This window comes from Bacillus sp. BPN334 (assembly GCF_008368885.1).
GTDB classification, from domain to species: domain Bacteria; phylum Bacillota; class Bacilli; order Bacillales; family Bacillaceae_G; genus Bacillus_A; species Bacillus_A wiedmannii.
This window is the reverse complement of the sequence record NZ_QOZW01000005.1, coordinates 394982-419268: the sequence shown is the minus strand read 5'-3', so window position 1 is coordinate 419268 and position 24287 is coordinate 394982. Positions and strand designations below refer to the sequence as shown.

Annotated in this window: 22 protein-coding genes; 15 read left to right on the top strand and 7 right to left on the bottom strand. The window is 36.6% G+C overall.

The genetic code is table 11. The features are described 5' to 3' along the window. Positions 1–259 precede the first annotated feature (259 nt). Complete coding sequence (locus DN393_RS06435; RefSeq protein WP_064473726.1) at positions 260–2848, top strand: S-layer homology domain-containing protein; 2589 nt, start codon at positions 260–262, stop codon at positions 2846–2848. 104 nt (positions 2849–2952) lie between these two features. On the opposite strand, the gene patB1 is transcribed toward DN393_RS06435, so the two are convergent. The 3 genes from patB1 to DN393_RS06420 form a co-directional block, all read right to left on the bottom strand. Continuing rightward, the gene (patB1, locus tag DN393_RS06430) at positions 2953–4143 is read right to left on the bottom strand and encodes a secondary cell wall polysaccharide O-acetyltransferase PatB1 (protein ID WP_149173379.1); all 1191 of its coding nucleotides are present in this window, start codon (positions 4141–4143) and stop codon (positions 2953–2955) included. Between the two features lie 24 nt (positions 4144–4167). Next, entirely contained in the window at positions 4168–5583 is a 1416-nt protein-coding gene (locus DN393_RS06425; RefSeq protein WP_088047937.1) for an MBOAT family O-acyltransferase, read from the bottom strand. A 225-nt stretch (positions 5584–5808) separates the two neighbouring features. Then, positions 5809–7188 (bottom strand): O-antigen ligase family protein, encoded by a 1380-nt coding sequence (locus DN393_RS06420; protein WP_088047935.1) that lies wholly within the window; start codon positions 7186–7188, stop codon positions 5809–5811. A gap of 308 nt (positions 7189–7496) precedes the next feature. Here DN393_RS06420 and DN393_RS06415 point away from each other — a divergent pair, with 308 nt between their 5' ends. The 3 genes from DN393_RS06415 (at position 7497) to DN393_RS06405 (ending at position 9059) form a co-directional block, all read left to right on the top strand. Beyond that, the gene (locus tag DN393_RS06415; RefSeq protein WP_088047934.1) at positions 7497–8285 is read left to right on the top strand and encodes an enoyl-CoA hydratase; all 789 of its coding nucleotides are present in this window, start codon (positions 7497–7499) and stop codon (positions 8283–8285) included. Between the two features lie 112 nt (positions 8286–8397). Continuing rightward, complete coding sequence (locus DN393_RS06410) at positions 8398–8715, top strand: hypothetical protein (protein ID WP_149173378.1); 318 nt, start codon at positions 8398–8400, stop codon at positions 8713–8715. A 17-nt stretch (positions 8716–8732) separates the two neighbouring features. Continuing rightward, entirely contained in the window at positions 8733–9059 is a 327-nt protein-coding gene (locus DN393_RS06405; RefSeq protein ID WP_064473732.1) for a nucleoside triphosphate pyrophosphohydrolase, read from the top strand. Between the two features lie 21 nt (positions 9060–9080). Here the strand turns inward: DN393_RS06405 and DN393_RS06400 are convergent, their stop codons facing one another. Further along, entirely contained in the window at positions 9081–9260 is a 180-nt protein-coding gene (locus tag DN393_RS06400; protein WP_063263308.1) for a hypothetical protein, read from the bottom strand. Between the two features lie 126 nt (positions 9261–9386). On the opposite strand from DN393_RS06400, the gene DN393_RS06395 reads away from it, so the two are divergent. The 3 genes from DN393_RS06395 (at position 9387) to DN393_RS06385 (ending at position 13361) form a co-directional block, all read left to right on the top strand. Continuing rightward, positions 9387–10436, top strand: coding sequence for a M42 family metallopeptidase (locus DN393_RS06395; RefSeq protein WP_088047932.1), 1050 nt, complete (start codon positions 9387–9389; stop codon positions 10434–10436). A gap of 240 nt (positions 10437–10676) precedes the next feature. After that, the gene (locus DN393_RS06390; RefSeq protein WP_088047931.1) at positions 10677–12266 is read left to right on the top strand and encodes an N-acetylmuramoyl-L-alanine amidase; all 1590 of its coding nucleotides are present in this window, start codon (positions 10677–10679) and stop codon (positions 12264–12266) included. Between the two features lie 141 nt (positions 12267–12407). Further along, a complete protein-coding gene (locus DN393_RS06385) occupies positions 12408–13361 on the top strand; it encodes a TRM11 family SAM-dependent methyltransferase (protein ID WP_088047930.1) in 954 nt (317 codons plus the stop codon). Positions 13362–13523: 162 nt separating this feature from the next. Here DN393_RS06385 and DN393_RS06380 read toward each other — a convergent pair whose 3' ends face one another. Further along, positions 13524–13766, bottom strand: coding sequence for a YflJ family protein (locus DN393_RS06380; protein ID WP_141478163.1), 243 nt, complete (start codon positions 13764–13766; stop codon positions 13524–13526). Positions 13767–13855: 89 nt separating this feature from the next. On the opposite strand from DN393_RS06380, the gene DN393_RS06375 reads away from it, so the two are divergent. The 5 genes from DN393_RS06375 to DN393_RS31435 all read left to right on the top strand — a co-directional run bounded on the left by DN393_RS06375 (position 13856) and on the right by DN393_RS31435 (position 17797). Continuing rightward, complete coding sequence (locus DN393_RS06375; protein WP_149173377.1) at positions 13856–14908, top strand: proline racemase family protein; 1053 nt, start codon at positions 13856–13858, stop codon at positions 14906–14908. A gap of 26 nt (positions 14909–14934) precedes the next feature. After that, positions 14935–15912 carry an ornithine cyclodeaminase family protein gene (locus tag DN393_RS06370; protein WP_149173376.1) on the top strand — a complete coding sequence of 326 codons (978 nt, stop codon included), beginning with the start codon at positions 14935–14937 and terminating at the stop codon, positions 15910–15912. Between the two features lie 173 nt (positions 15913–16085). Continuing rightward, complete coding sequence (locus DN393_RS06365) at positions 16086–16373, top strand: hypothetical protein (RefSeq protein WP_098537929.1); 288 nt, start codon at positions 16086–16088, stop codon at positions 16371–16373. Positions 16374–16632: 259 nt separating this feature from the next. Then, positions 16633–17037 (top strand): hypothetical protein, encoded by a 405-nt coding sequence (locus DN393_RS06360; RefSeq protein ID WP_064473739.1) that lies wholly within the window; start codon positions 16633–16635, stop codon positions 17035–17037. A 601-nt stretch (positions 17038–17638) separates the two neighbouring features. After that, entirely contained in the window at positions 17639–17797 is a 159-nt protein-coding gene (locus tag DN393_RS31435) for a hypothetical protein (RefSeq protein ID WP_002159080.1), read from the top strand. Between the two features lie 145 nt (positions 17798–17942). On the opposite strand, the gene blaIII is transcribed toward DN393_RS31435, so the two are convergent. Both blaIII and DN393_RS06345 read right to left on the bottom strand, forming a co-directional pair. Continuing rightward, on the bottom strand, positions 17943–18890 hold the full coding sequence (gene blaIII, locus DN393_RS06355; protein ID WP_088047922.1) for a class A beta-lactamase BlaIII: 948 nt from the start codon (positions 18888–18890) through the stop codon (positions 17943–17945). Between the two features lie 516 nt (positions 18891–19406). Continuing rightward, positions 19407–20729 (bottom strand): MFS transporter, encoded by a 1323-nt coding sequence (locus DN393_RS06345; RefSeq protein WP_149173375.1) that lies wholly within the window; start codon positions 20727–20729, stop codon positions 19407–19409. A gap of 224 nt (positions 20730–20953) precedes the next feature. Between DN393_RS06345 and DN393_RS06340 the strand changes: the two genes are divergently transcribed. Genes DN393_RS06340 through DN393_RS06330 form a run of 3 tightly spaced genes read left to right on the top strand, consistent with a single transcriptional unit; the run spans position 20954 to position 24205 of the window. Continuing rightward, positions 20954–22591: an ATP-binding protein gene (locus DN393_RS06340; protein ID WP_149173374.1), complete on the top strand. Its 1638-nt coding sequence runs from the start codon at positions 20954–20956 to the stop codon at positions 22589–22591. Continuing rightward, entirely contained in the window at positions 22563–23240 is a 678-nt protein-coding gene (locus DN393_RS06335; RefSeq protein WP_064473743.1) for a response regulator, read from the top strand. The genes DN393_RS06340 and DN393_RS06335 overlap by 29 nt, the downstream gene beginning before the upstream one ends. Continuing rightward, positions 23237–24205 (top strand): tripartite tricarboxylate transporter substrate binding protein, encoded by a 969-nt coding sequence (locus DN393_RS06330; protein ID WP_142315404.1) that lies wholly within the window; start codon positions 23237–23239, stop codon positions 24203–24205. The genes DN393_RS06335 and DN393_RS06330 overlap by 4 nt, the downstream gene beginning before the upstream one ends. The last annotated feature ends 82 nt before the right edge of the window (positions 24206–24287 follow it).

Here is a 24287-nt window from a genome sequence, read left to right as displayed (position 1 = left end):
TCAGAATATGTCGAATCTTCTTTTGAGAAAGTTCTTGATAACGAATGTTTTTGTATAGTATGATGAACTTGTTTCAGAAAATGGTATTTAAACCTTATATTTACATCTAGCGGTTTGTATCATTTTGTTATGTGAACTACTTTTCATTATAGTATTTTTGTTTGTGTTTTTATTGTTTTATGGTTTTTCTAACTAGCTAGTTTCAAATTTAATATGATATGAAACTAGTAGCATATTCCTGAAGGAGGAAATTTATAAAATGGCAAAGACTAACTCTTACAAAAAAGTAATCGCAGGTACAATGACAGCAGCAATGGTAGCAGGTGTTGTATCTCCAGTAGCAGCAGCAGGTAAATCATTCCCAGACGTTCCAGCTGGTCATTGGGGATTAGATTCTATCAATTACTTAGTAGATAAAGGTGCAATCGAAGGTAAGCCAGATGGTACATACGCTCCAGCTGAAGAAATTGACCGTGCTTCTGCTGCGAAAATTATGGCAATTACATTAGGTTTAAAAGTTGAAGAGGGTGCACAACCATCTTTCAAAGATGCTAAAAATCATTGGGCTTCTAAATACATTGCAGCTGTTGAAAAAGCGGGTGTTGTTAGAGGTGATGGTAAAGAAAACTTCTCTCCAGATAAAAAGATTGACCGTGCTTCTTTCGCTTCTATGATAGTAGGTGCTTATAACTTAAAAGATAAAGTTAACGGCGAGTTAGTTACAAAATTTGAAGATTTATTAGATCATTGGGGTGAAGAAAAAGCAAACATCCTAATCAATCTTGGACTTTCTGAAGGAACAGGCGGAAACAAATGGGAGCCAAATAAATCTGTATCTCGTGCAGAAGCAGCTAAATTTATCGCAGTAGCAGATAAAAAATATGGCAAAAAAGATAATGCACAAGCATATGTAACTGATGTGAAAATTTCTGAACCAGCGAAATTAACATTAACAGGAACTGGTTTAGATAAGCTTGCTGCTGATGATGTAACTCTTGAAGGAGACAAAGCTGTTGCAATCGAAGCAAGTGCTGACGGTACTTCTGCAGTTGTAACACTTGGTGGTAAAGTAGCTCCAAATAAAGATCTTACTGTAAAAGTGAAAAATCAATCATTCGTAACGAAATTCGTATACGAAGTGAAAAAATTAGCAGTTGAAAAACTTACATTTGATGATGATCGTGCTGGTCAAGCAGTTGCCTTCAAATTAAACGAAGAAAAAGGTAACGCTGATGTTGAGTACTTAAACTTAGCAAACCATGACGTCAAATTTGTAGCAAATAACTTAGACGGTTCACCAGCAAACATCTTTGAGGGTGGAAACTCTACTTCTTCTACAGGTAAACTTGGTGTTGGTCTTTCACACGGTGACTATAAAGTAGAAGTACAAGTTACAAAACGTGGTGGTTTAACAGTTTCTAACACTGGTATTATTACAGTGAAAAACCTTGATACACCAGCTTCTGCAATTAAAAACACTGTATTTGCGGTAGATGCAGATAAAAACGGTGTAGTATACGGTAATAAACTTACTGGAAAAGACTTTAAGCTAAATAGCCAAAACTTAGTTGTTGGTGAAAAAGCACAAATTCATAACGTAGTTGCTACAATTGCTGGAGAAGATAAAGTTGTTGATCCAAACTCAATCAGCATTAAATCTTCAAACCACGGTATTATTTCTGTAGTAAACAACTATATTACGGCTGAAGCTGCTGGTGAAGCTACACTTACTATTAAAGTAGGCGACGTTACAAAAGATGTTAAATTTAAAGTAACGACTGATTCTCGTACATTAAAATCAGTAAAAGCTAACCCAGATAAATTACAAGTTGTTCAAAATAAAACATTACCTGTTACATTCGTAACAACTGACCAATATGGCGATCCATTTGGTGCTAACGTAGCTGCAATTAAAGAAGTTCTTCCAAAAACTGGTGTAGTTGCAGAAGGTGGATTAGAAGTAGTAACGACTGACTCTGGTTCAATTGGTACAAAAACTATTGGTGTTACAGGTAACGAAGTAGGAGAAGGTACAGTTCACTTCCAAAATGCTAACGGTGAAACTCTAGGTTCATTATATGTGAACGTAACAGAAGGTAACGTTGCATTCAAAAACTTCGAACTTGTATCTAAAGTAGGTCAATACGGCCAATCACCTGATACAAAACTTGACCTAAATGTTTCTAACACAGTTGCATATCAATTATCTAAGTACACTTCAGATCGCGTATACTCTGATCCTGAAAACTTAGAAGGTTATGTAGTTGAATCTAAAAATCCAGCTGTAGCTGAAGCTAAAATTGTTGGAAATAAAGTTGTTGTTAAAGGTTTAAAACCAGGTAAAGTTGATATCCACTTAACGAAAAATGGTGCAACTGCTGGTAAAGCAACAGTTGAAATCGTTCAAGAGAAGATCGCTATTAAATCTGTAAACTTCAAACCAGTTCAAACAGAAAACTTCGTTGAGAAGAAAATTAATATCGGTACTGTATTAGAACTTGAGAAGAGTAACCAAGATGATATCGTAAAAGGTATTAACTTAACGAAAGATACACAACATAAAGTACGCGTTGTGAAATCTGGTGACGACCAAGGTAAACTTTACCTTGATACAAATGGCAATGCTCACTTCGATTTATTCGATCAAGAGCTTGGTCATGTAACAGTATCTCAAACAAGTGATTCTGCACTTCCAAACTTCAGTGCAGACATCTACAATACTTTAACTACTAAGTACACTGACAAAGGTACATTAGTATTCAAAGTATTAGGTGAGAAAGATGTTCTAACAAGCGAAATCGGTTCACAAGCTGTACACGTGAACGTGCTTAACAACCCAAATCTATAAGTTGATTATAGATAAAATGAAAAATCAGTGGGGATTCATCCCCGCTGATTTTTTTTCATAAATATCGAAAAGAAGCCTCTTGTAAAAATTACAAGAGGCTTCTTTTATTGCTTAAACTTAAACATATCCCCACTCAAATTTGAATCACTATACACGAACAATACCATGTTAATATTGTTGTCTTTCATGTATTGATATACATCTTTTTCGTGATAGTGACGCAGGTCGAGGATAGATGTGTGTTTGAAGCTTTGTGCTAAGTGTGGCACGATTGCGTTTGCGAATGAGTCTTTTAGGACTAAGGCGCGTACTTCATTTGGTGCATTGTTATTTTCGGTGACGATTTCTGGATAGTCGTCCGTGTAATATCCTGCGTATGATGTTGTATCTTTTTGTTTTTCTACGCCGTATATGTCATCTAAGTTTTGATGAACAGTACCTTTCACATCTTTTGCGGTAACGCTTGTGAAGTTGAAACCGCCTTTCGGTGTGTAGTAGCACAATTTTTCACCAGTTGCATCGATGAGTTGGTATAGTTGGTTGTTGAAGCTTCCGACTAAATATTTATTTTGCGCACATGTACGAGTGTAGTCTTCTTTTTTTATTTCTTTTCCTTTATATATAGAAGATTGTTGCCCGATTGTGTTCATTATATATTGGTAGCCTAAGAAGGCACCGTCCATATTCCAATGATGATCTGTTTTGAAATACATGTCCTGTATTTCTTCGTTCGTATAGTTCTGTTTATAGTGTTCCATCAGTTTTATTGGCTTTACGTCAGCTGGAAGTTTTTTTAGAAAGTAATTTAAATTGTCCTGTGCATAAGTGTGAATATGAGAAGGTAATTTAAATGATAATGCATTCGTTTTTGACGGTGGTAAAGCAAAGTAAAACTCGACGTTTTGTTCTTTTAAAAACTGAGATAAGTCGTTTATAGCGGGCATGGATTGATCAATTTCATTATACTTTTTCGTCCACGCTGGATTTTTAAGGAGCCATTTATCATCAGTCAAAATAATGTCGTTAATGAGAGATTTGCCCATATTAATTTGGGCAATTGTATAGCTTTTAATAAATTCATCTCGTCCGATTAGTTGATCATTTGTGTATGTTTCAAAATCTTTAAAAAAGCTACCAGTTAGGAGAGCTTCTTTCGTCAGTGCTGGTTTTTGAGCGAGCGGCCGATTTTCAACTGGTGAAATGGCTCGGTCTGGTTTGAGTAACGATAGTATGCCAAATGAAAAGATAATGGTGAGAAAACCAATTAACAGGATGAGGTTCCCCAATTTTTTCATAATAACTTTTCCTTCCTACATAAGTTAAAACCTGAAATAAATAAATGGATTATATGTTGAGTTAATCAAGTACATAACCGAAATCATAAATAATGTTAGCAATAATATAGGACGTACAAATTGCATCGTGAACATATACGTTTTTGGCGCAAGTTCTAATATGTTTTTTATTCGTTTTAAAATTGGTGTCGCTGCGATAAAGGCAATGAGAAATACGATAATGTATTCATGTACGTATAACATTGTATTGTCATCGCTGAAAGATTGTCCTCCTATACCGAACATCGCTTTTAAGTATTGGAACGAGTAAGCGAAGTTGTCAGCTCGGAAGAAGACCCAGCCAATCATAACGATTATTAATACGTATGCATGTTGCAGCGGTTTCCATAGTTTGTTTAATATTTTTTCGAATCCAGCTTTTTCAATTGAAATAATAAAGCCGTAATATAAGCCCCAGGCGATAAATGTCCAGCTCGCCCCGTGCCATAAACCAGTTAATCCCCATACGATGAAGAGGTTACGATAATTCGCTAGTTTTGAAACGCGGTTTCCGCCGAGCGGGATATATATGTAATCGCGGAACCAAGAACCAAGTGTAATATGCCATCTTCTCCAAAACTCTGAAATAGATTTAGAGATGTACGGGTAGTTGAAGTTTTTTGGGAAATCAAATCCGAACATTTTTCCAATTCCGATTGCCATATCAGAGTACCCTGAGAAATCGAAATAAATTTGGAGGGTGTAGGCGATAATACCAATCCATGCCGTTCCAACACTTATTTCAGATGGTGGTAAGGCGAATATTTTATCGGCGACAAATCCTACTTGGTTGGCGATTAATATTTTTTTTGCTAATCCGAGAACGAAAATTTGAATACCTTCTGTGAATCGTTCAAAAGAATGGATGCGCGTTTTAATTTGCTCAGCGACGATATTGTAACGAACAATTGGTCCGGCAATAAGCTGAGGGAAAATAGATATATATAGCGCTAAGTTAAGTGGATTTTTTTGAACATCCCCATCTTTACGGTATATATCGATGACATAGGACATCGCTTGGAATGTATAAAATGAAATTCCGATTGGTAGTGGAATAGGTTCCACATGAATAGATAAATGTAAAGCGGTGTTTAACATGTCTGTGAAAAATGAAATGTATTTAAAATAAGACAGTAATAAAATATTTCCGACCACAGCCATAATTAAAAATGTGACTTTCATATTTTTTCGTTTATCATAATGATGCACGAGTAGGCCAAAGCAGTAGTTTAATACGATGGAAAAGAGCATTAAAAGAACGAAACGCGGTTCGCCCCATGCATAGAAAATTAAACTAAATGCAAGTAATACGAAATTACGTAGCTCGGCACGCACTATAAAATAGAGAAATAATACGAGAGGTAAAAAGATAAATAAGAAAATCGAACTACTAAATACCAAAGGACTCTCCTCACTTTTTTCGAAATACATTTCGTGCAAAAAAAACCGACATATCTATTATATATTCTTTTATATAATAGTGCCTTTAATATTTTATCATGTTAATAATTCGATTAAAATAATTATTCTATTACTGTAGTAGAAAGAATTAGCACTTTGAATGCTAGAGGCGGTAAAGGGTTGGAGTAGAAAAGAAGCAGCATCCAGATGGATGCTGCTTCTTTTCTATTCTATTTCTAAATCAACAATTAAGTAAGCGAGTATCACAACAAAGAAAATGCTAACGGCTGGTGCTGTTAATACGTGTCCAGACATAAAGCCGATACCGAGCGATAAGACGAGTGTGCTAGCTAGTAGCATATGTTTTACGCTAAATAGTTTCTTGAAGTTTGTGATCAAGCGAATGAATATTTTTATACCGAAATAAAGAAGCGGCAGTAAGTACATAAGGAAGCCAACAATTCCGAATGCGAAGAATAGGTCATGGAAATCCATTTCGACTAACTTCATTTTCGTTGTATAGTTACCAGCGTACCCCATTCCAAATAGTTTTTGAGATAGTGGTGCTTCTTTATAGTATTGTTTATATACTTTTAAAAACTTGTCGCGATCACTGTAAATTAAACTTTTCATTTCAGAGTCTGTTAGTTCGCCTTGCTTATGTTCTTCTTCTGTAACTACTTTTCCTTCTTTCCGGTCTTTTTCTTCTTGTACTGATTTTTTGTATTCATATATTTGTAAATGGATGGTCATGTTTTTTGCGATAGGAGTTTGCGGTGTAAGTACGAGTAACCCTCCTAATACGACAGCAGCAACAACTGTATTTACAAGATATGTGAATCCTTTTCCTTCTTTTTTACGATGTATCATATATTCAATGAATAAGAAGAAAAGGGCGATACCAAGTGTAATAACGATGGCACCATAGCCTACTTTCGTTCCGATCATAATGCTTGCATACATTGCAACTACAGTTGGAATCCAGTAATACGCTTTTGAGAAAGAAGTTGTTTTATGAACTGAGTATAAGACAACGATTGGGAACATAATTGCAAAAATGGAACTTAAATCATTTCCAGCAAAGAACCATCCTCTTGAACCGATCTTTGAGTTCGGATAGCTTGGGAAATCTGTACCAGTTGCCATAGCCGCGATAATTGAAATACTTAAAATTAACGTTGCATATAAGAAATACGTAATGATTTTATGAAATACATATTCGTTATTTTTTAATTCTTTTAGTGCGATAATATATCCAAACAGTAGTACAATTGGATATACACTTTTCAAAATAAATTTCACTTCTTCTCCAAATGAAACTGGAGATTTGACCATTAAATTATTCACAAGGCCAATTGCGAGTACAATGCCAAATAGACATAAATAAAGAATATACTTTTTCGCGCCTTGTTGTTTATGATGAAGAAGTAGATAACCTAATGCAAGAAGCATAAAGGCGAAACGGACTACGATTCCGACTGTTGCGCTCATGTGTAATACATAGATTGAAAAAGATGTTAATAAATCTAAAATTGGTTGAAACACAATGAATAGCAGTAGGAAATGCGGGAAGTAGTTATCCGTCTGTTTGAACTTAGTAACCATATGTTCCTCCATTTCTTCATTCCTTTATTTCAGAACCTCTATATAAATAGGAAGGAGAATGAATTTCTATATTTAATTTTTATATCAGACTTAAGAATACACCATTTCATTGTAATGGTAAATAGATGAAGAGAGGTGATAAACCGACTTTAATTTCTATATTTTTCAACGGAATTGTATGTTTTATACAAGGTCATATACAAATTACGAGATTATTAGACAGAAAATTGAGAAAAAAGAAGGGTTTTTCACCACCTTTCTATAATTATATAAGTATAATCTTTATGTAGAAAAGAGGGGTATATATAATGGAAGTAACAAGTAAAACAGAATCTGTCGTTGTGAAATATGAAGGGCACGTTGCAACGGTTATGGTCAATCGCCCAGAGGTGTTAAATGCATTAGATGAGCCAACATTAAAAGAGTTATTACAAAAATTGAAAGAAGTAGCGGAGAGTTCTGCACACATTGTTGTGTTATGCGGAAGTGGTCGTGGTTTTTCTGCGGGTGGAGATATTAAATCGATGCTTTCAAGTAATGATGAAAGCAAGTTTGATGGCATTATGAATACCATTTCTGAAGTTGTTGTGACTTTATATACGATGCCGAAGCTTGTTATTAGTGCTATTCATGGACCAACTGCTGGTCTTGGGTTAAGTATTGCGTTAACAGCTGACTATGTGATGGCAGATATATCATCCGTTATTGCGATGAACTTTATTGGAATCGCTTTAATTCCAGATGGTGGCGGCCATTTCTTCCTTCAAAAGCGTGTCGGTGAAAATATGACGAAGCAAATTATTTGGGAAGGAAAGAAATTATCAGCAACAGAAGCGCTTGATATCGGTTTAATTGATGAAGTAATTGGCGAGGATTTCCAAACGGCTGTGAAGCAAAAAATTAGTGAATGGTCACAAAAGCCGATTAAAGCGATGATTCAAACGAAGCAAATTTTATGTGAAGTAAATCGCTCCAATTTAGAACAAACGCTGCAACTTGAAAAGCGCGGCCAATATGCGATGAGACAAACAGCGGATCATAAAGAAGGCATTGCTGCATTTTTAGAAAAACGTTTGCCTGCATTTAAAGGGGAATAAAGTGAAATTTGAATTAATGGTAGTTTTACTGCCGGTTAATTTAAGGTAAAGGGGAGAAAGTGCTAACACATTTTAGTATAATTGTGTTAGCACTTTTTTTTAGGAGTAATATATGAAGAAAATTATTGGTGTTATCGGCATGATTGTAATAGTATATTATGCTTTGCATAGTACACCATCTATGGCTGTGCGAACTGCATTGTTTTTTGAAGGACATCCAAGCGTTGCGTTTTCTGGCGAAGTGACGAAAGAAATAGATGTGAAAAAAGAAGCAATTCCAGCTGAGTACGAAACTCTATATGGTAAGGAAGAAGAATTAGAGCACTATTTCTTTCCTCACGTAAGGGCACATGGGTCAGGAATTGATATGCTTAGTGCGTGCGTGAAGAAAAAATGGTTTTTCTATAAAGCAGAGCTCGGATGTTATTAAACATAGGAGGATGAATGATGTCAGCATATAACAAGTTAGTAAGAGATCGTGTTCCAGAGAAGATTTTGATGTCTGGAAAAACATATACAGCACAAAAATTAACAGGACAAGCATACATACAAGCTTTAGCGAAAATTGGAACGGAAGAAATTCGTGAATTTGCTTCTATGAAAGAGCGTGAACATGCGCTAGATTCTCTTGCGGATGCACTGGAAGTAATCATTTCATTAGCGCGTGCAGAAGGTGCAACAATTGAAGATATAGAACGTCTTCGTAAGAAAAAAGAAATAGAGCGCGGTGGATTTGAAAGAGGCATTTATTTGTTGGATGTTTCAGAAGAATAGTTTTGTAAGGGAAGCATAGCGTTAGTGAGTGACGCTATGCTTTTTTGTTGCAATTAAACTAATAATGAAGAAGATAGCTGTTAATACCCAGCCAATGGTAATAGAAGTAGTAGTGTGAACTGCATAAGAAACTTGTAAACAAAATAATGATGCTAAAAACCAAATGAGTGCAATGTGTATATATTTTTTTGATATATTCATATTTTATAACTCCTTTTGTATACTAAAAAGAATTTTACCGCAATTTAGAAAATTAAGCTATATGAGTAGAGGATTTATAGTAAATTCGGTATACTAAATAATAGAGAAAATGAGGAGGGAACGACAATGGCACATCATGCGAAAGAAACGATGGAACTTATTAAGGAGCTTGTCTCTATTCCAAGTCCATCTGGAAATACAGAGAAAATCATTCGTTTTATTGAAAACTATGTAAGTGAGTGGAATGTAGAAACGAAGCGTAACAATAAAGGCGCTCTTATTTTAACGGTAAAAGGAAAAAATGATGCACAGCACCGTTTATTAACGGCACACGTTGATACGTTAGGGGCGATGGTGAAAGAAATTAAGCCTGACGGTCGTCTAAGTCTTTCTATGATTGGTGGATTTCGCTGGAACTCTGTAGAAGGGGAATATTGCGAAATTGAAACATCAAGCGGTAAGACGTATACAGGAACGATTTTAATGCATCAAACATCTGTGCATGTATATAAAGATGCAGGTGAAGCGAAACGCGACGAGAAAAATATTGAAGTTCGTATTGATGAGCGTGTCTTTTCAGCTGATGAAGTACGTGAATTAGGAATTGAAGTAGGAGACTTCGTTTCATTCGATCCGCGCGTTCAAATTACAGAGAGTGGATACATAAAATCACGTCATTTAGATGACAAAGTAAGTGTTGCGATTCTATTAAAATTAATTAAAAGATTACAAGATGAAAACATAACATTACCATATACAACTCATTTCTTAATTTCTAATAATGAAGAGATTGGATACGGTGGTAACTCTAACATTCCAGAAGAAACGGTTGAATATTTAGCAGTTGATATGGGAGCGCTAGGTGATGGACAAGCATCTGACGAGTATACTGTATCTATTTGTGCAAAAGACTCTAGTGGTCCGTATCATTATGCACTGCGTAAACATTTAGTAGAGCTTGCGAAAACGAATCATATTGAATATAAAGTAGATATTTATCCGTACTATGGATCGGATGCATCAGCTGCGATTCGCGCTGGATTTGATGTGAAACATGCATTAATTGGGGCGGGTATTGATTCTTCTCATGCATTTGAGCGTACACATGAAAGTTCGATTGCTCATACAGAAGCACTTGTTTATGCATATGTATTATCAGATATGATTGCAGAGTAAGAAAAGAAATAGGCTACCTCTAGTAGCCTATTTTTTGTTTGTAGAGAAATCGACTTTATTTAACAAAAAGTAAATTAATTGTATTTTATTTTACAATATTAAGAAAGTAGGTTTACTACATAATTCGAGTATTATAGAATGATAGAGGCGCATTAATTTTTTTTGTTCGGATTTATCGAAATTTATATATTAAGATTACGCGTTATTAAAAGGTGATTGTTGAGAGGAGTATTATTTTTTATGAAGTATCGTGCAGTCGCGGCAGGTATTTTAGCCGCAAGTTTATTATCGTCTCCAGTAAGTAGTTTCGCAGCAGCGAAGAATTTTTCGGATGTTCCTACATGGGCGCAAGAATCAGTTGATTATTTAGTAGGAAAAAAAGCGCTTGATGGAAAGCCAGATGGAACGTTTTCTCCATCTGAAGCAGTAGATAGAGGATCAGCTGCAAAAATCATAGCAGTCGTTCTTGGTTTACCGATTGATCCAAAAGCAAAACCATCTTTTAAAGACGCACAGAGCCATTGGGCAGCACCGTACATTGCTGCAGTGGAAAAAGCAGGTGTAATTAATGGAGATGGTACTGGTAAATTTAATCCATTCAATAAAATGAACCGTGCATCTATGGCATCTATGTTAGTACAAGCGTACTCATTAGATAAGAAAATTATTGGAGAACTTCCAACACAGTTTAAAGATTTGGAACCTCATTGGGGTAAGAAACAAGCTAATATTTTAGTAGCCTTAGAGATTTCTAATGGTACGGGAAATGGCTGGAATCCTGAAGGAACTGTAACTCGTGCAGAAGCAGCTCAGTTCATTGCGAAGGCTGATGGAAATAAAACAAATACATCAAAAAGAATGTATATGAACAGAAACTTTATTACATATCATCAACCATCATTATCATCTGGTATTACTGACGTTCAGCATAAGCCACAAATGGTTGAAGTGAAAGAGCAAAGAGCAGACGGCTGGTTGAAAATTGTAACAAGTAAAGGTGAGAAGTGGACACCTCTACAAGAAAAAACAGAGACAATTAACCAAGACTTTACTGCATATGAAACAGCTTCACATAGTTCTAAAGTGCTAGGTACATATAATGCACAAACAGTAACGATTATGGAGGAGAGTGGCAGCTGGATTCGTATCCGCGTAGGCGCTGGTTTCCAGTGGGTTGATAAAAATCAATTAAACCCAGTAAAACAAGAGAACTTCTTAGAAGGTAAAGCAATTATTATTGATCCAGGTCACGGTGGAATTGACTCGGGTAATCCTGGTTATTATGAGAAAGAAAGTGAAACTGTATTAGACGTATCATTACGATTAAAGAAAATATTTGAGCAAAAGGCACCATTTACTGTTATGTTCACTCGTACAGATAATACACGTCCAGGAACAAGTGGTCCTGATTCATTAAAGAAACGTGTAGAATTTGCACAGGAACATAATGGAGATATTTTTGTAAGTATCCATGCCAATGGTTCTGAAAAGAAAAATGGACAAGGTACAGAAACGTTATATTATCAGTCAGCAAGAGCAAAAGTAACGAATCCGCATGTAGAAGACAGTAAGTTATTAGCACAAAAAATTCAAGACCGTCTTGTAGCAGCACTTGGAACAAAAGATCGTGGTATAAGACATCAGGACTTATACGTAACTAGAGAAAATACAATGCCGGCTGTATTAACAGAACTAGCATTTGTAGATAATAAAAGCGATGCAGATAAAATTGCTACACCAAAACAGAGACAAGATGCAGCAGAAGCGATTTATCAAGGGATTTTAGATTATTACGAAGCAAAGGGTAATAAAGTATCTTCTTTCCGTTAAGGAATCAAAAGAGATTGCCAATAGGCAGTCTCTTTTATTTATTAACGTTTCTCTTTATTTCCGGCATGTGATATCATTTAATTTTATATGAAAAAGTATTGTAGTAATTGCAATTATAACGATATAGAGGATGATAATAGATTGAATAATCATAGTAAAACACCTGCATGTATATATACGTATGCATTTCGTGAGGAGGAGCGTGCTTTATGTTACTTGGAGATGCGCTCGTTCTTTGGAATGGAGTCTCACGTTAATATTTTGAAAAGTGATGTCAAAATTGCCCCGAGTAGAAGTGCATTTATTAAAGAGCGCGTTGAGGTTATGTATGAAGGAGACGACTTAGAAAGTATTTTAAAACAAGTAGAACAAATTGATTTGGCGGGGGCGTCATTTAAAGTTATCTTCGTTAAAATCAATGATCTCGGCAAAGAAAATAAAATTGAATATGGGGAAAGACGTCTCATTGAACGCGACCTCGGTATGCATATTGAAGGAGAAGCGGATGTTCGTAATCCAGAGCGTGTATTCGGGATTGTTCCTCTTGGAGGACGCTGGTACTTCGGACACTATGTAGAAAGTGAGCCAGTTTGGTATCATCACATAAAAAAACCGCACAGTTATTCGACATCTCTTAGCACACGTGTTGCGAGATCAGTTGCAAATATCGCTGTACCAAATCCAGATGGAGTACGAGCAATTGACCCGTGCTGCGGTATTGGAACAGTAGTAGTAGAAGCACTTTCTATGGGAATTAACATCGTTGGTAGAGATATAAATCCACTTGTAGTTCTTGGAACGAGAAAAAACATCGCACATTTCGGATTTGAAGGGACAGTAACAATAGGGCCAATTGAGGAAATTACTGAGAACTACGACGTTGCCATTATCGATATGCCGTACGACTTATTTACGCATGCAACACCAGAAGATCAGTTCTCCATTCTTTCAAGTGCGCGCCGCATCGCTAAAAAGGTAGTCGTTGTCACGATGGAAACAATGGACGACATGATTCATGAAGCAGGATTTGAAATTACAGATCGCTGTATTACAAGAAAAGGATCATTTACTAGACAAATTCTTGTTTGTGAATAAGAAAGGAAGGTCACCCGTTTGGGTGACCTTTTTTGTTTGGTATTGATGTGTGATTGGTTGGTAGTGTAGATAGATGAATTAGGGGGATTTGTCGGTAAGTCGATATCCTATGTCGAATCGCCGATATATTCCGAGAATCGACGATATCGTTACATTATTATATTACTGTTCTTTTAATTTCTCTTGTTGTGCAAGTAATAAATTGCGTAAGACGTGTCCGCGGTAACTTTCTAATTTTCGTCCTTCATGATAGCGTACGCCTAATTTTTTTAGTTCGGCTACGTACCATCCTTTTGTTCCGTAGTACATTGGATCACTTCCTTTTTGCTTTTGAACAGTATATGTTGGGGGGGGAAGTAACTTTCCATTGAAAATAATAAGCCTAGTTGTATCAAGGTGTTCCATAAAATAGTTTCCGGACCGTGTATAAAAAAATAGACAGTAGTGTATGCTTTTTTACACAATGTATACAAATTTATACCCTATATATTGGCATGATATTTGCAATGAAAATAGTATCAACATATAGGGGAGAGATAGAAATGAAGGTTAGTAAAGTGTACACGACGATTGATGCTCATGTAGCTGGGGAACCGCTTCGAATTATTACAGGCGGAGTGCCAGAAATAAAAGGAGAAACGCAGCTAGAAAGACGCGCATATTGTATGGAACATTTGGATCATCTTCGCGAAGTTCTTATGTATGAACCGAGAGGACATCACGGTATGTACGGTTGTATCATTACTCCGCCTGCGAGTGTTCATGCTGATTTTGGCGTATTATTTATGCACAATGAAGGCTGGAGTACGATGTGTGGGCACGGCATTATCGCTGTTATTACAGTCGGAATTGAAACGGGTATGTTTGAAGTGACAGGTGAGAAACAAAAGTTCATTATTGATAGCCCTGCTGGGGAAGTGATTGCGTATGCAACATATAACGGGAGCGAAGTAGAGTCCGTATCATTTGAAAATGTCCCTTCATTTGTATACAAAAAAGACGTTCCTATTAAAATAGATGACTATGAATTTCAGGTAGATATCGCGTTTGGCGGAGCCTTTTATGCTGTCGTGGATAGTAAAGAATTTGGTTTGAAAGTTGATTTCAAAGACTTAGCTGCTATTCAAATGTGGGGCGGTAAAATTAAGCGCTACATCGAGAGCCAAATGGAAGTAAAGCACCCACTTGAAGAAGGGTTAAAAGGAATATATGGCGTTATTTTCTCAGATGAACCGAAAGGGGAAGACGCAACTTTACGAAATGTAACGATCTTCGCTGATGGGCAAGTGGACCGTTCTCCTTGCGGTACAGGAACTTCCGCAAGAATCGCAACTCTTTTTGAAAGAGAAGCCTTACAAAAGGGAGAGATTTTCGTCCATGAATGCATTACTGACGGGAAATTCGAGGGGGAAGTATTGTCCGTAACAGCGGTACATACATATGAAGCTGTCGTTCCAAAAGTAACAGGGCATGCATTTATTACAGGATTTCATCAGTTCGTTGTAGACCCGAGAGATGATTTGAACCGGGGATTTTTGTTAGGATAGAAGATAGAAGGGGGAGATGAACAAATATGCTAGTCATAAGCGCGAACGAACAACGAAACTTAGTAAATATGAACGAAGTCATTGAATACGCGGCGCTTGCTTTAAAAGAATTTTCCGCAGAAAGAACAATCACGCCAATTCGCGGCTCATTACCATTTGCGAACGAGAAAAATACGGCATTAATTATGCCTTCAGTAGCGGAAGGACTTGAGGCACTTGGCTTAAAAGTAGTAACAGTAGTCCCTGAGAACAAAAAGATAGGAAAGAAAACGATAAACGGGATTGTTATGCTATCAGACTTTCAAACGGGAGAACCGCTCGCACTTTTAGAAGGATCCTACTTAACGATGATCCGAACAGGGGCCCTATCAGGAGTAGCGACAAAACATTTAGCTCGTCATAACGCAAAAACTTTATGCATAATCGGGACAGGCGAACAGGCGAAGGGAATTGCCGAAGCAGTATTTGCGGTGAGAGATATCGAAAAAGTCATTTTATACAATCGAACAGAAGAAAAAGCGTATGCATTCTCGCAATATATACAAGAGAAATTCAATAAACCTGCTTATGTTCACACAAATGCAAACGAAGCAATAAGCGAAGCAGACATTATCGTCACAACTACGAACGCATCCACACCAGTCTTCTCAGAAAAACTACAAAAAGGCGTCCACATAAACGCCGTCGGCTCATTCAAACCGAACATGCAAGAACTACCATCTCACGCCATCGCGGGCGCAAATAAAGTAGTAGTCGAATCAAAAGAAGCAGCACTAGAAGAAACAGGTGATCTTCAAGTTCCAGTGCGAGAAGGTTTATTCAAAGCAAGCGACATCCACGCTGAACTTGGTCAAATCATTGGCGGGGAAAAAGCTGGTAGGGAGAACGATGAAGAGATTACTATTTTCAAATCAGTTGGTTTGGCAGTAGTAGACATTATCGTTGCGAAGTATTTGTATGAGAGAGCGGTGGAGAGTGGGGTGGGGAATAGGATTGAGTTTTGAGGGACTGCCTTTTGGTGGTCTTTTATTTTGGGGATAAGTTCCTTTATTTGGCGACTTATATATTTTTGTACATGAAAGTGTGTTGAGATTGTGGTGTTCTTTTTGTTTATGATGCGTGTATGCATTTCAAATGTGATGTGTAAGGATTGCGGATAACGGATATTGTACTGTGAATGGCAGCTGGGGTACTAAATATTGGACACAACTTAGTGAGAAGTATAGGGAGTAGTGTTATTGATGTAAGAGGTAATATAAATATAAGGGATGCTAAGCAAGCTCTATTTATGGATAGAAATATGTTTAATGTATTAGCAACAGGTGTTTTTGAGTGTTGTTTTAATGTGCTTTATGCTTTTTTATGTGAATATGAAAAATTTACAGGGTACCAGTCTCCGAAATTTGAGGTTGCTTCTGCAGCTGCTATTTTAGAAAAGGTTAGTCCCTCACTTCACTCCAGCTAAAAACCTCACACCCAAAAACAAAGGGGAACTCAATTGTTCAAACTCATATAAAGTTTCAATCTTGTCTAAGCATCCATTAGGATATACAATTGATCATCTATTTTTCTTTACATAATCTCCAGATACAGTCCATATCAACTATAGATTCTTGTCTTATGCTAAATGTAATCAAAAAGCAAGTAGATAAAGATAATGACTAAAACATTAACTCTAGATACTTTTTTGATGAATATTACAAATAAACAGGAGGTAATGAAAAATGATTAAAACATTATTAGCAGGAGCACTTTTAAGTACAGGATTGGTAGCGGGAGGTACAGTGGGTGCAGATGATGCGAAAATGGACAATTTAAAATCAAATGAAGGTAGTTCAAATCAAGTAATTACCCAGAGTGCAGATGGAACAACGTCTTTCTCACAAGACTTTGATTTACCTAAAGATGCAGTGCCAGCAACTCCTAAAGGAGACGCAAAAACTGTTGAAAGAACAGAAGGTACAGGTTCTCAAGAAGGAAAAATGGTACCAACAAAAGAAGGTACAGATTCTCAATCTGGATTTGAAATGGGAGCCCCTGAAAAACCAGGACATGCAAAAACTGTTGAAAGAACAGAGGGTACAGACTCTCAAGAAGGAAAAATGGTACCAACAAAAGAAGGAAATTAAATAATATATAGTTATAACGAAGAGCATCCAAAAAGTGGTGCTCTTTTTATATTATAGGGATTAACTAGTTTTACTGAATATAGAACTGTAGGAGGAATTGAGGCTAGAATATGGGTTACTGTCTCTTCAAATTATGGTGTTTGAAGCACTAGTTTTGGTGGTGACGTTACAACATAAACATTTTATTAGAGATTTTTTAAATTTACATACACTCTAGATAGACTACATATCAACTTCAGATACTTGTTTTATGATACAAGTAATCAAACAAAAGGAGGGCAATACAAAATGATTACAACAGTATTAACGGGGCACTCTTTTAAGTACAGGAGATTATTAACAGGTGGAGAAAATGTTGAAGATGTACAGACAGATCACAACATATTCCATATGAACAAAATGAATTGCAGCAAACTCTAGAAAAGTACGATTCGAAGAAGTTTGAGTTATAAAAAGAAAATAGATAAATATAGTGAAATAGATAAATTAACAAGAGAAAAGTACTTTGTGTATATCACAGGTGATTTTTATTTTCATTTGGATATAGGACTTGAATCAAACTTTTATACTAAAATATATACGGCAAAAAGGAGGGAGTATATTGCACAAAATTATTTATGGAATATTAATTTTAATGTATACTTTGTATTCATTTTTTGTAAGTGACGGAAGTGAAGTAAGGTTTATTATGTTGTTAACTATAGTACTTATCTTTTCTGTGGTTTTAGAAAAAGGAAATGCAAACAAAACGACTGATTAAGGGTCGTTTTGTTTGCACTTTTTTAATTGGCTATTACAGTCCAGATGTTTTAGGGGGAGCACCAAATTTCATTTTTGGGGCACTATTAAATTTTTAGTTGATGAAAACACCCGCCTAAAATAGAAAACTTTTAATCTATTATCATTTATTCCGTAGCTTTTAAGGTATTTAACACGACCTTGGTTGCGTCTGCAATAAGTTTATCATCGTATTTAGCATCTTCTTTATCATGATTAGAAAGTATAGCAAGAACAATCGGCTTTTTATTTGGTGGCCAAATAATTGCGATATCATTTCTTGTTCCGTAAGATCCCGCGCCTGTTTTATCAGCTACTTCCCATCCTTTTGGTACGCCCGCACGAATCAATTTATCTCCAGTTGTATTTCTCTTCATCCAATCTACTAATAGTTCACGTTTTTCTATTGGAAGTGCAGTTCCTAATGTAAATGATTGAAGTGTCTTAGCTATCGCTTCTGGTGTGCTGGTATCATGTGTTTCTCCTGGATGCACTTCATTTAATTCAGGTTCAAATCGTTCTGAAGTAGTAACAATATCTCCCATTTCTCTCAAGGTTTTTTCAAATTCAGAGGGCCCCCCTAACTGTTTAAGAATCAAATTATGTGCTGTGCTGTCACTATATCGAACAGAAGCATCTGCAAGTTCTTTTAACGTCAGTCCTGTATCAACATGCTTTTCAGTAATTGGATTATAATTAGAAAGATCTTCATGAGTATACGTAATCCTTTGATCAAGAGCTTCTAATGAGTTCTTGCGTAAAAGAGCGCCCACAGCTAATGATTTAGATGTAGATGCAAAGGCAAAACGATCATCTGAATGATAAGCAACAGTTTGATTTGTACCTGTGTCCAGTGCATAAATACCAAGCTTAGCATCATATTCTTTTTCAAGTTTAGCGAAAGATTGGTTACCTGTATTTTCTTGTTTAATTTGATTAGCTTGATTCGTTTGTTTAGGTGGTTCAGATTGAGTGTTACTATTGGAACATCCTATAAGTGATACACATGAAAGTAATACTACAGGCACAATCTTTTTGTAATGTAAAATGTTAAAGAACTTGTTTAAAACGAACATAAATTTTCAACCTCTTTCAAGAATATATGGATTTTGTCTAGGTATTCTAAATACCAATGCAATTAAAGATGGCATAGGGTAACAATACTACTGCAGCTAAATTTTCACAGGTTAAAGGACATCCAAAACGTTTATATGATTGATAAGTCACAGTTTGCGTTATTTCTTTTTTGTTTCCACTTGTAATGGTTCACCTGTGAAAGTATTACAATACATGTTTTTTACTTTTGGGAATAATAAGTCCTTTCATTTTTTTATAATACATAAAAATAGATGTCAAACGGGATATGTTGTATCCAATCTGGACAACTCATATTAGAAATACACTTATTAGACACTCTAAGTAATAAATTTGTTCCACTTCAAGATGAGGAAGAATTTGGGATTTGTAAAATAACAATGGAACAACGTGTTTTTTCGTCATACAAAAACCTCTACATATAAGTAGAGGTTTTTAAATTGCATATTAATGAATTATGCTTTTTCAGATAAACGAAGATTATAGAATACATCATTTTAGCTAGATTTATTATTAACTAATGTATCCCCACCACCAATCTCCGCCTCAATCTGCGAAGTCTTCGATGACTCATCCATACGCCAATATGTGATAAAGCTTATCGCGATACATCCAGCTACGTAGAAGTAGAATAGTGATTCCATCCCAATACTCTTTAGCCATAATGCGATGAACTCAGCTGTTCCGCCGAATATCGCAACAGTTAGTGCATATGGTAAACCTACGCCAAGTGCGCGAATTTCAGTTGGGAAGAGCTCTGCTTTTACAATTGCGTTAATGGAAGTGTAACCAGTAACGATAATGAGACCGACCATCATGAGTAAGAATGCAACAATTGGTTCTGTCGTTTTTTCCATAAAGAAGAAGATAGGTGCTGTTAGTAATGTTCCGAGAATACCGAATGCCATTAATAGTGGGCGACGTCCAATTTTATCGGATAGTAGCCCCGCAATTGGTTGAAGTACGACGAAAATAAGTAGTGCGACAAAGTTAATCCAGCTTACAATTTCTTTCGGAAGACCGACTGTGTTTACCATGAACTTTTGTAAATATGTTGTGTACGTATAGAATGCGACAGTGCCTCCTAATGTTAGGCCGACTACTGTTAATACTGCTTTCGGGTGTTTCATAAGAGCGCGAACAGTTCCTGCGCTTTCGCGTTTTTGTGATTTTATGTTTGCGAACTGTTCCGATTCATCCATCGTGCGACGAAGCCATAATACAGCTACTGCGCCCATCGCTCCAATAATGAATGGAATACGCCATCCCCAAGATTTCATATCTGGTTCGCTTAGTAATTGCTGAAGAACAATTTGAACGCCTAAAGCAACCATTTGTCCAGCAACGAGCGTTACATATTGGAAGCTTGAATAAAAACCACGGCGTCCACTACTGGCCATTTCAGATAAATATGTTGCGGAAGTTCCATACTCTCCGCCGAGTGATAATCCTTGAAGTAAACGGGCAAGAACTAAAATAATTGGTGCCATAATACCGATGCTTTCGTAACTAGGTGTACAGGCGATAATTAAAGAACCACCGGCCATAACCGTAATAGAAAGCGTTAATGCTGCCCGGCGTCCGTGCCGATCTGCATAACGTCCCATTAGCAAACTTCCGATAGGGCGCATTAAAAATCCAACTGCGAAAATAGCGGCTGTGTTCAGTAATTGGCTTGTTGGATCTCCTTTAGGAAAGAACTCTGCTGAGAAGTAAACAGCGAAAGCAGAGTAAACGTACCAGTCGTACCATTCAATTAAATTGCCGACTGAACCTTTGAAAATATTTCCGGCGACTCGATTTGATTTTGCTTGAGCCATAATCATTCCTCCTCTTGCTTAGAAATAAAAGTAAAATATGAAAGCGTTTTTATTGTAGTTGAATTGTACTGTCTATAGAATGAAATCTCAATATTATGACAATTTTATTCTTTTTGTACTTTATGTACATGGAGAGTTTTAATAGTTGCTTCATTATTAGTTTTGTCATAATAATAGAAAAAGGAGATTGATAGTTTAGAATATTTTATCAAAGGATATGAAGCATGAAGAAATCACGCAAAGTGTCATTACAAACAAAAATAGTAAGCTTAATTATTACGTTAATTTTATTTGTCGTTCTCCTATTAGCGGGAATATTTGTGTACATTCAGTCCGTTGATACAAAGCGCCAAGTGGAACAGTTAGCACTGCAGACAGCTAAATCTCTTTCTTTTATGCCAGCTATAAAAGATGCGTTTCAAAATAACGAGCATAAAAGTACGATCCAATCCATTGCGGAACAAGTTCGTGAGCAAGCTAGTGCAGATTATGTCATTATAGAAGATCGCTTTGGGGTTATGTATTCCCATTCTAATTCGGAGTTAATTGGCACAAAGAGTAACAATCCATATAACTATGAAGCACTTACTTTTGGAGGCTATTATACGCTTGAAGGAAATGGTGAAAGTGGTCCTGCTTTAATGGCGAAGGCGCCCATTATTGTTCATAACGGAGACTACGATCAAGTCGTAGGTGTTGTGACAGTAGAGTTTTTAATAAAAGGTATTGAATCTAACATACTGAGCAGAACGAAAGAAATTATACTCTTTTCTTTAGCTGTATTATTAGCCGGCATTGTTGGTGGCATTCTTTTAGCACGTAGCATTCGGAAAGATACACTCGGTTTAGAACCGAATGAAATCGCAGCGCTATACCGGGAACGAAGTGCGATATTACTATCTATAAAAGAAGGAATTATCGCCATTGATCAAAACGGTTTTATTACGATGATGAACACTTCGGCAGAAGAGATGCTTCATGTAAATGGTGATTATATGCAGCAGCACATTTCAAAAGTTTTACCGGAATTTAATATGGAAAGAGTGCTAGAAAACGATCAAGAAATCGCGTTTCAAGATAAAGTGTTTATTTTAAACATGACACCAATACTCGAAAATAACAGTACTGTAGGCGGTGTATGTAGTTTTAGAGATAAAACAGAACTGCAAAACTTAGTGAATACAATATCTGAGGTAAGAAAGTATTCGGAGGACTTACGCGCTCAAACACATGAATTTACAAATAAGCTTTTCGTCTTATCGGGATTACTTCAGTTAGGACATTACAAAGAAGCGATTGAATTTATCCAGCAAGAATCTAATATTCATCAAAGCCAAAACCATATTTTATTCCATCAAATTCATGATGCGAAAGTACAAGCTATTTTATTAGGGAAAATCGGAACGGCATCTGAGAAGAAAATCGATTTTCATATTGAAGAAGATAGTGCGCTTCATCCGTTACCAGACCATATAAAAGTTTCGCACCTTATTACGATCCTTGGAAATATAATCGACAATGCGTTTGATGCGGTGAGTGAGCAAGAGGAAAAGAATGTTTCCTTCTTTGTGACGGATATTGGGCACGATATTGTGTTTGAAGTGATAGATAGTGGAGCAGGGATACCAGCTGAAAAAATCACGACCATTTTTCAAAAAGGATTTTCAACGAAAGGAAATGATCGTGGTTACGGACTAGCAAACGTAAAAGAAATGGTAGATCTACTAGGGGGAACAATTGAAATTCAAAACGAGAAAAACGGGGGAGCTATTTTTACAATTTACCTTCCGAAAACATTGAGAGAAAGTACAAGACAAACAGGGGGATGGGTATATGTTGAAGGTTGCCATTGCAGAAGATGATTTCCGCGTCGCGCAAATTCAGGAAGAGTTTTTATTAAAAATAAAGGACGTAAAAGTGATTGGAAAAGCATTGAACGCGAAAGAAACGATGGAACTACTACAAGGGGAAGAAATCGATTTACTTCTATTAGATAATTATTTACCAGACGGAATCGGCACAGACTTATTGCCGAAAATCCATGCTGATTTTCCAAACGTTGATGTCATTATGGTTACTGCGGCAAATGAAAACCATATGTTAGAAAAAGCAATTCGAAACGGCGTAAGCAACTACCTTATAAAACCGGTCACGTTAGAAAAATTCGTTCGCACAATTGAAGACTATAAAAGAAAGAAACAATTATTACATAGTAACAATGAAGTGAATCAAACACTCATTGATAACTTCTTCGGCATTTCGCAAACACAAGACATGAAAAACTTACCGACAGGTGTCGATCCGTTAACATTGCAAAAAGTGAAAGGGATTATAAAAGGATTCGAAGCGGGCATTACAATAGAAGAAATGGGAGAACAAATGGGTGCCTCCAGAACAACCGCAAGAAGATACTTAGAATATTTAGTAGCGATAAACGAATGCACAGTAGAGTACACATACGGCATTATCGGACGACCAGAACGAAAATATCGCATAGGACGAGGACTATGAAAAAACGATTATTACTATGTATATGGATCATGACAGGAGTAATAGCTGGTTGTTCCGTAGAGAAAACCCACACGAATAAAGTGAAAATAGAAGAAGTAGAAATCGTTGCACCAAACGTTCAAGGAGCAGGATGGGACTTAACGGCGCGAGCGATGCAAAAAACGCTAACAGAAGAAAAAATCTTCACGAAACCAATCACTGTCACAAACAAAGTAGGTGGTAGCGGTGACGTCGGATGGAAATATATGAAACAAAAAGGTGGTCACGTACTGGCGATTAACTCAAGCTTACTCATAACGAACAACCTACTAGGCCACAGTAAACTAACATATAAAGACTTCACACCGCTCGCAACACTTGCGTCAGACTGGGAAGTCGTTGTCGTATCAAACGAATCAAACATAGAAAACGCAAAACAACTAATGGAACAACTAAAACAAAACAAGGAAAACTTCAAAATCGGTGTTGCCCCCGGCCTAGGAAACGACGATCACCTATCCTTCGTACAAGTAAGCAAAGCATTCGACATAAACCCTGCCGAACTACAATTTTTTGTCTACGAAAACAAAGAAAAAATCATAAACGCCCTAACGAACAAACAAATCAGCGCCGCAACCATGACCCTATCCGAAGCCGAAAAGCAATACAAAGCCGGCAAAATAAAAATACTAGCCGTATCCGCACCAAAACGGCTAGACCGCCTACCAGAAATCCCAACATGGAAAGAACAAGGAATCAACGTCATATTCCAGCACTGGAAAGGAATTATGGGTCCGAAAGATATGACGGAGGAAGAGGTTGCTTATTGGGATAGTATTATTAAGAAGATGGTTGAGAGTGATAGTTGGAAGGGGATTTTGAGGGAGCGGGGTTGGAATTCTTATTATAAGGATAGTGGGGAGAGTAGGGGGTTTTTGGAGGAATGTGATTTTAGGTATGAGGAAATGGTGAAAAAAGGGGCTTAAGAGGGAAGTATTCAATCAGGCTTTATTTTTGTAGTTACTTCTATATAATATAAAAGAGATGAGAGTGTTAGGCTAATTGCAT

What these genes read in the sequence shown, in the direction of transcription:
- DN393_RS06435 (WP_064473726.1), top strand. Translation starts at nt 260, where the DNA reads ATGGCAAAGACTAACTCTTACAAAAAAGTAATCGCAGGTACAATGACA.
- patB1 (WP_149173379.1), bottom strand. Translation starts at nt 4,143, where the DNA reads ATGAAAAAATTGGGGAACCTCATCCTGTTAATTGGTTTTCTCACCATT.
- DN393_RS06420 (WP_088047935.1), bottom strand. Translation starts at nt 7,188, where the DNA reads ATGGTTACTAAGTTCAAACAGACGGATAACTACTTCCCGCATTTCCTA.
- DN393_RS06415 (WP_088047934.1), top strand. Translation starts at nt 7,497, where the DNA reads ATGGAAGTAACAAGTAAAACAGAATCTGTCGTTGTGAAATATGAAGGG.
- DN393_RS06410 (WP_149173378.1), top strand. Translation starts at nt 8,398, where the DNA reads ATGAAGAAAATTATTGGTGTTATCGGCATGATTGTAATAGTATATTAT.
- DN393_RS06405 (WP_064473732.1), top strand. Translation starts at nt 8,733, where the DNA reads ATGTCAGCATATAACAAGTTAGTAAGAGATCGTGTTCCAGAGAAGATT.
- DN393_RS06400 (WP_063263308.1), bottom strand. Translation starts at nt 9,260, where the DNA reads ATGAATATATCAAAAAAATATATACACATTGCACTCATTTGGTTTTTA.
- DN393_RS06395 (WP_088047932.1), top strand. Translation starts at nt 9,387, where the DNA reads ATGGCACATCATGCGAAAGAAACGATGGAACTTATTAAGGAGCTTGTC.
- DN393_RS06390 (WP_088047931.1), top strand. Translation starts at nt 10,677, where the DNA reads ATGAAGTATCGTGCAGTCGCGGCAGGTATTTTAGCCGCAAGTTTATTA.
- DN393_RS06380 (WP_141478163.1), bottom strand. Translation starts at nt 13,766, where the DNA reads ATGGAACACCTTGATACAACTAGGCTTATTATTTTCAATGGAAAGTTA.
- DN393_RS06375 (WP_149173377.1), top strand. Translation starts at nt 13,856, where the DNA reads ATGATATTTGCAATGAAAATAGTATCAACATATAGGGGAGAGATAGAA.
- DN393_RS06370 (WP_149173376.1), top strand. Translation starts at nt 14,935, where the DNA reads ATGCTAGTCATAAGCGCGAACGAACAACGAAACTTAGTAAATATGAAC.
- DN393_RS06365 (WP_098537929.1), top strand. Translation starts at nt 16,086, where the DNA reads ATGGCAGCTGGGGTACTAAATATTGGACACAACTTAGTGAGAAGTATA.
- DN393_RS06360 (WP_064473739.1), top strand. Translation starts at nt 16,633, where the DNA reads ATGATTAAAACATTATTAGCAGGAGCACTTTTAAGTACAGGATTGGTA.
- blaIII (WP_088047922.1), bottom strand. Translation starts at nt 18,890, where the DNA reads ATGTTCGTTTTAAACAAGTTCTTTAACATTTTACATTACAAAAAGATT.
- DN393_RS06345 (WP_149173375.1), bottom strand. Translation starts at nt 20,729, where the DNA reads ATGGCTCAAGCAAAATCAAATCGAGTCGCCGGAAATATTTTCAAAGGT.
- DN393_RS06340 (WP_149173374.1), top strand. Translation starts at nt 20,954, where the DNA reads ATGAAGAAATCACGCAAAGTGTCATTACAAACAAAAATAGTAAGCTTA.
- DN393_RS06335 (WP_064473743.1), top strand. Translation starts at nt 22,563, where the DNA reads ATGTTGAAGGTTGCCATTGCAGAAGATGATTTCCGCGTCGCGCAAATT.
- DN393_RS06330 (WP_142315404.1), top strand. Translation starts at nt 23,237, where the DNA reads ATGAAAAAACGATTATTACTATGTATATGGATCATGACAGGAGTAATA.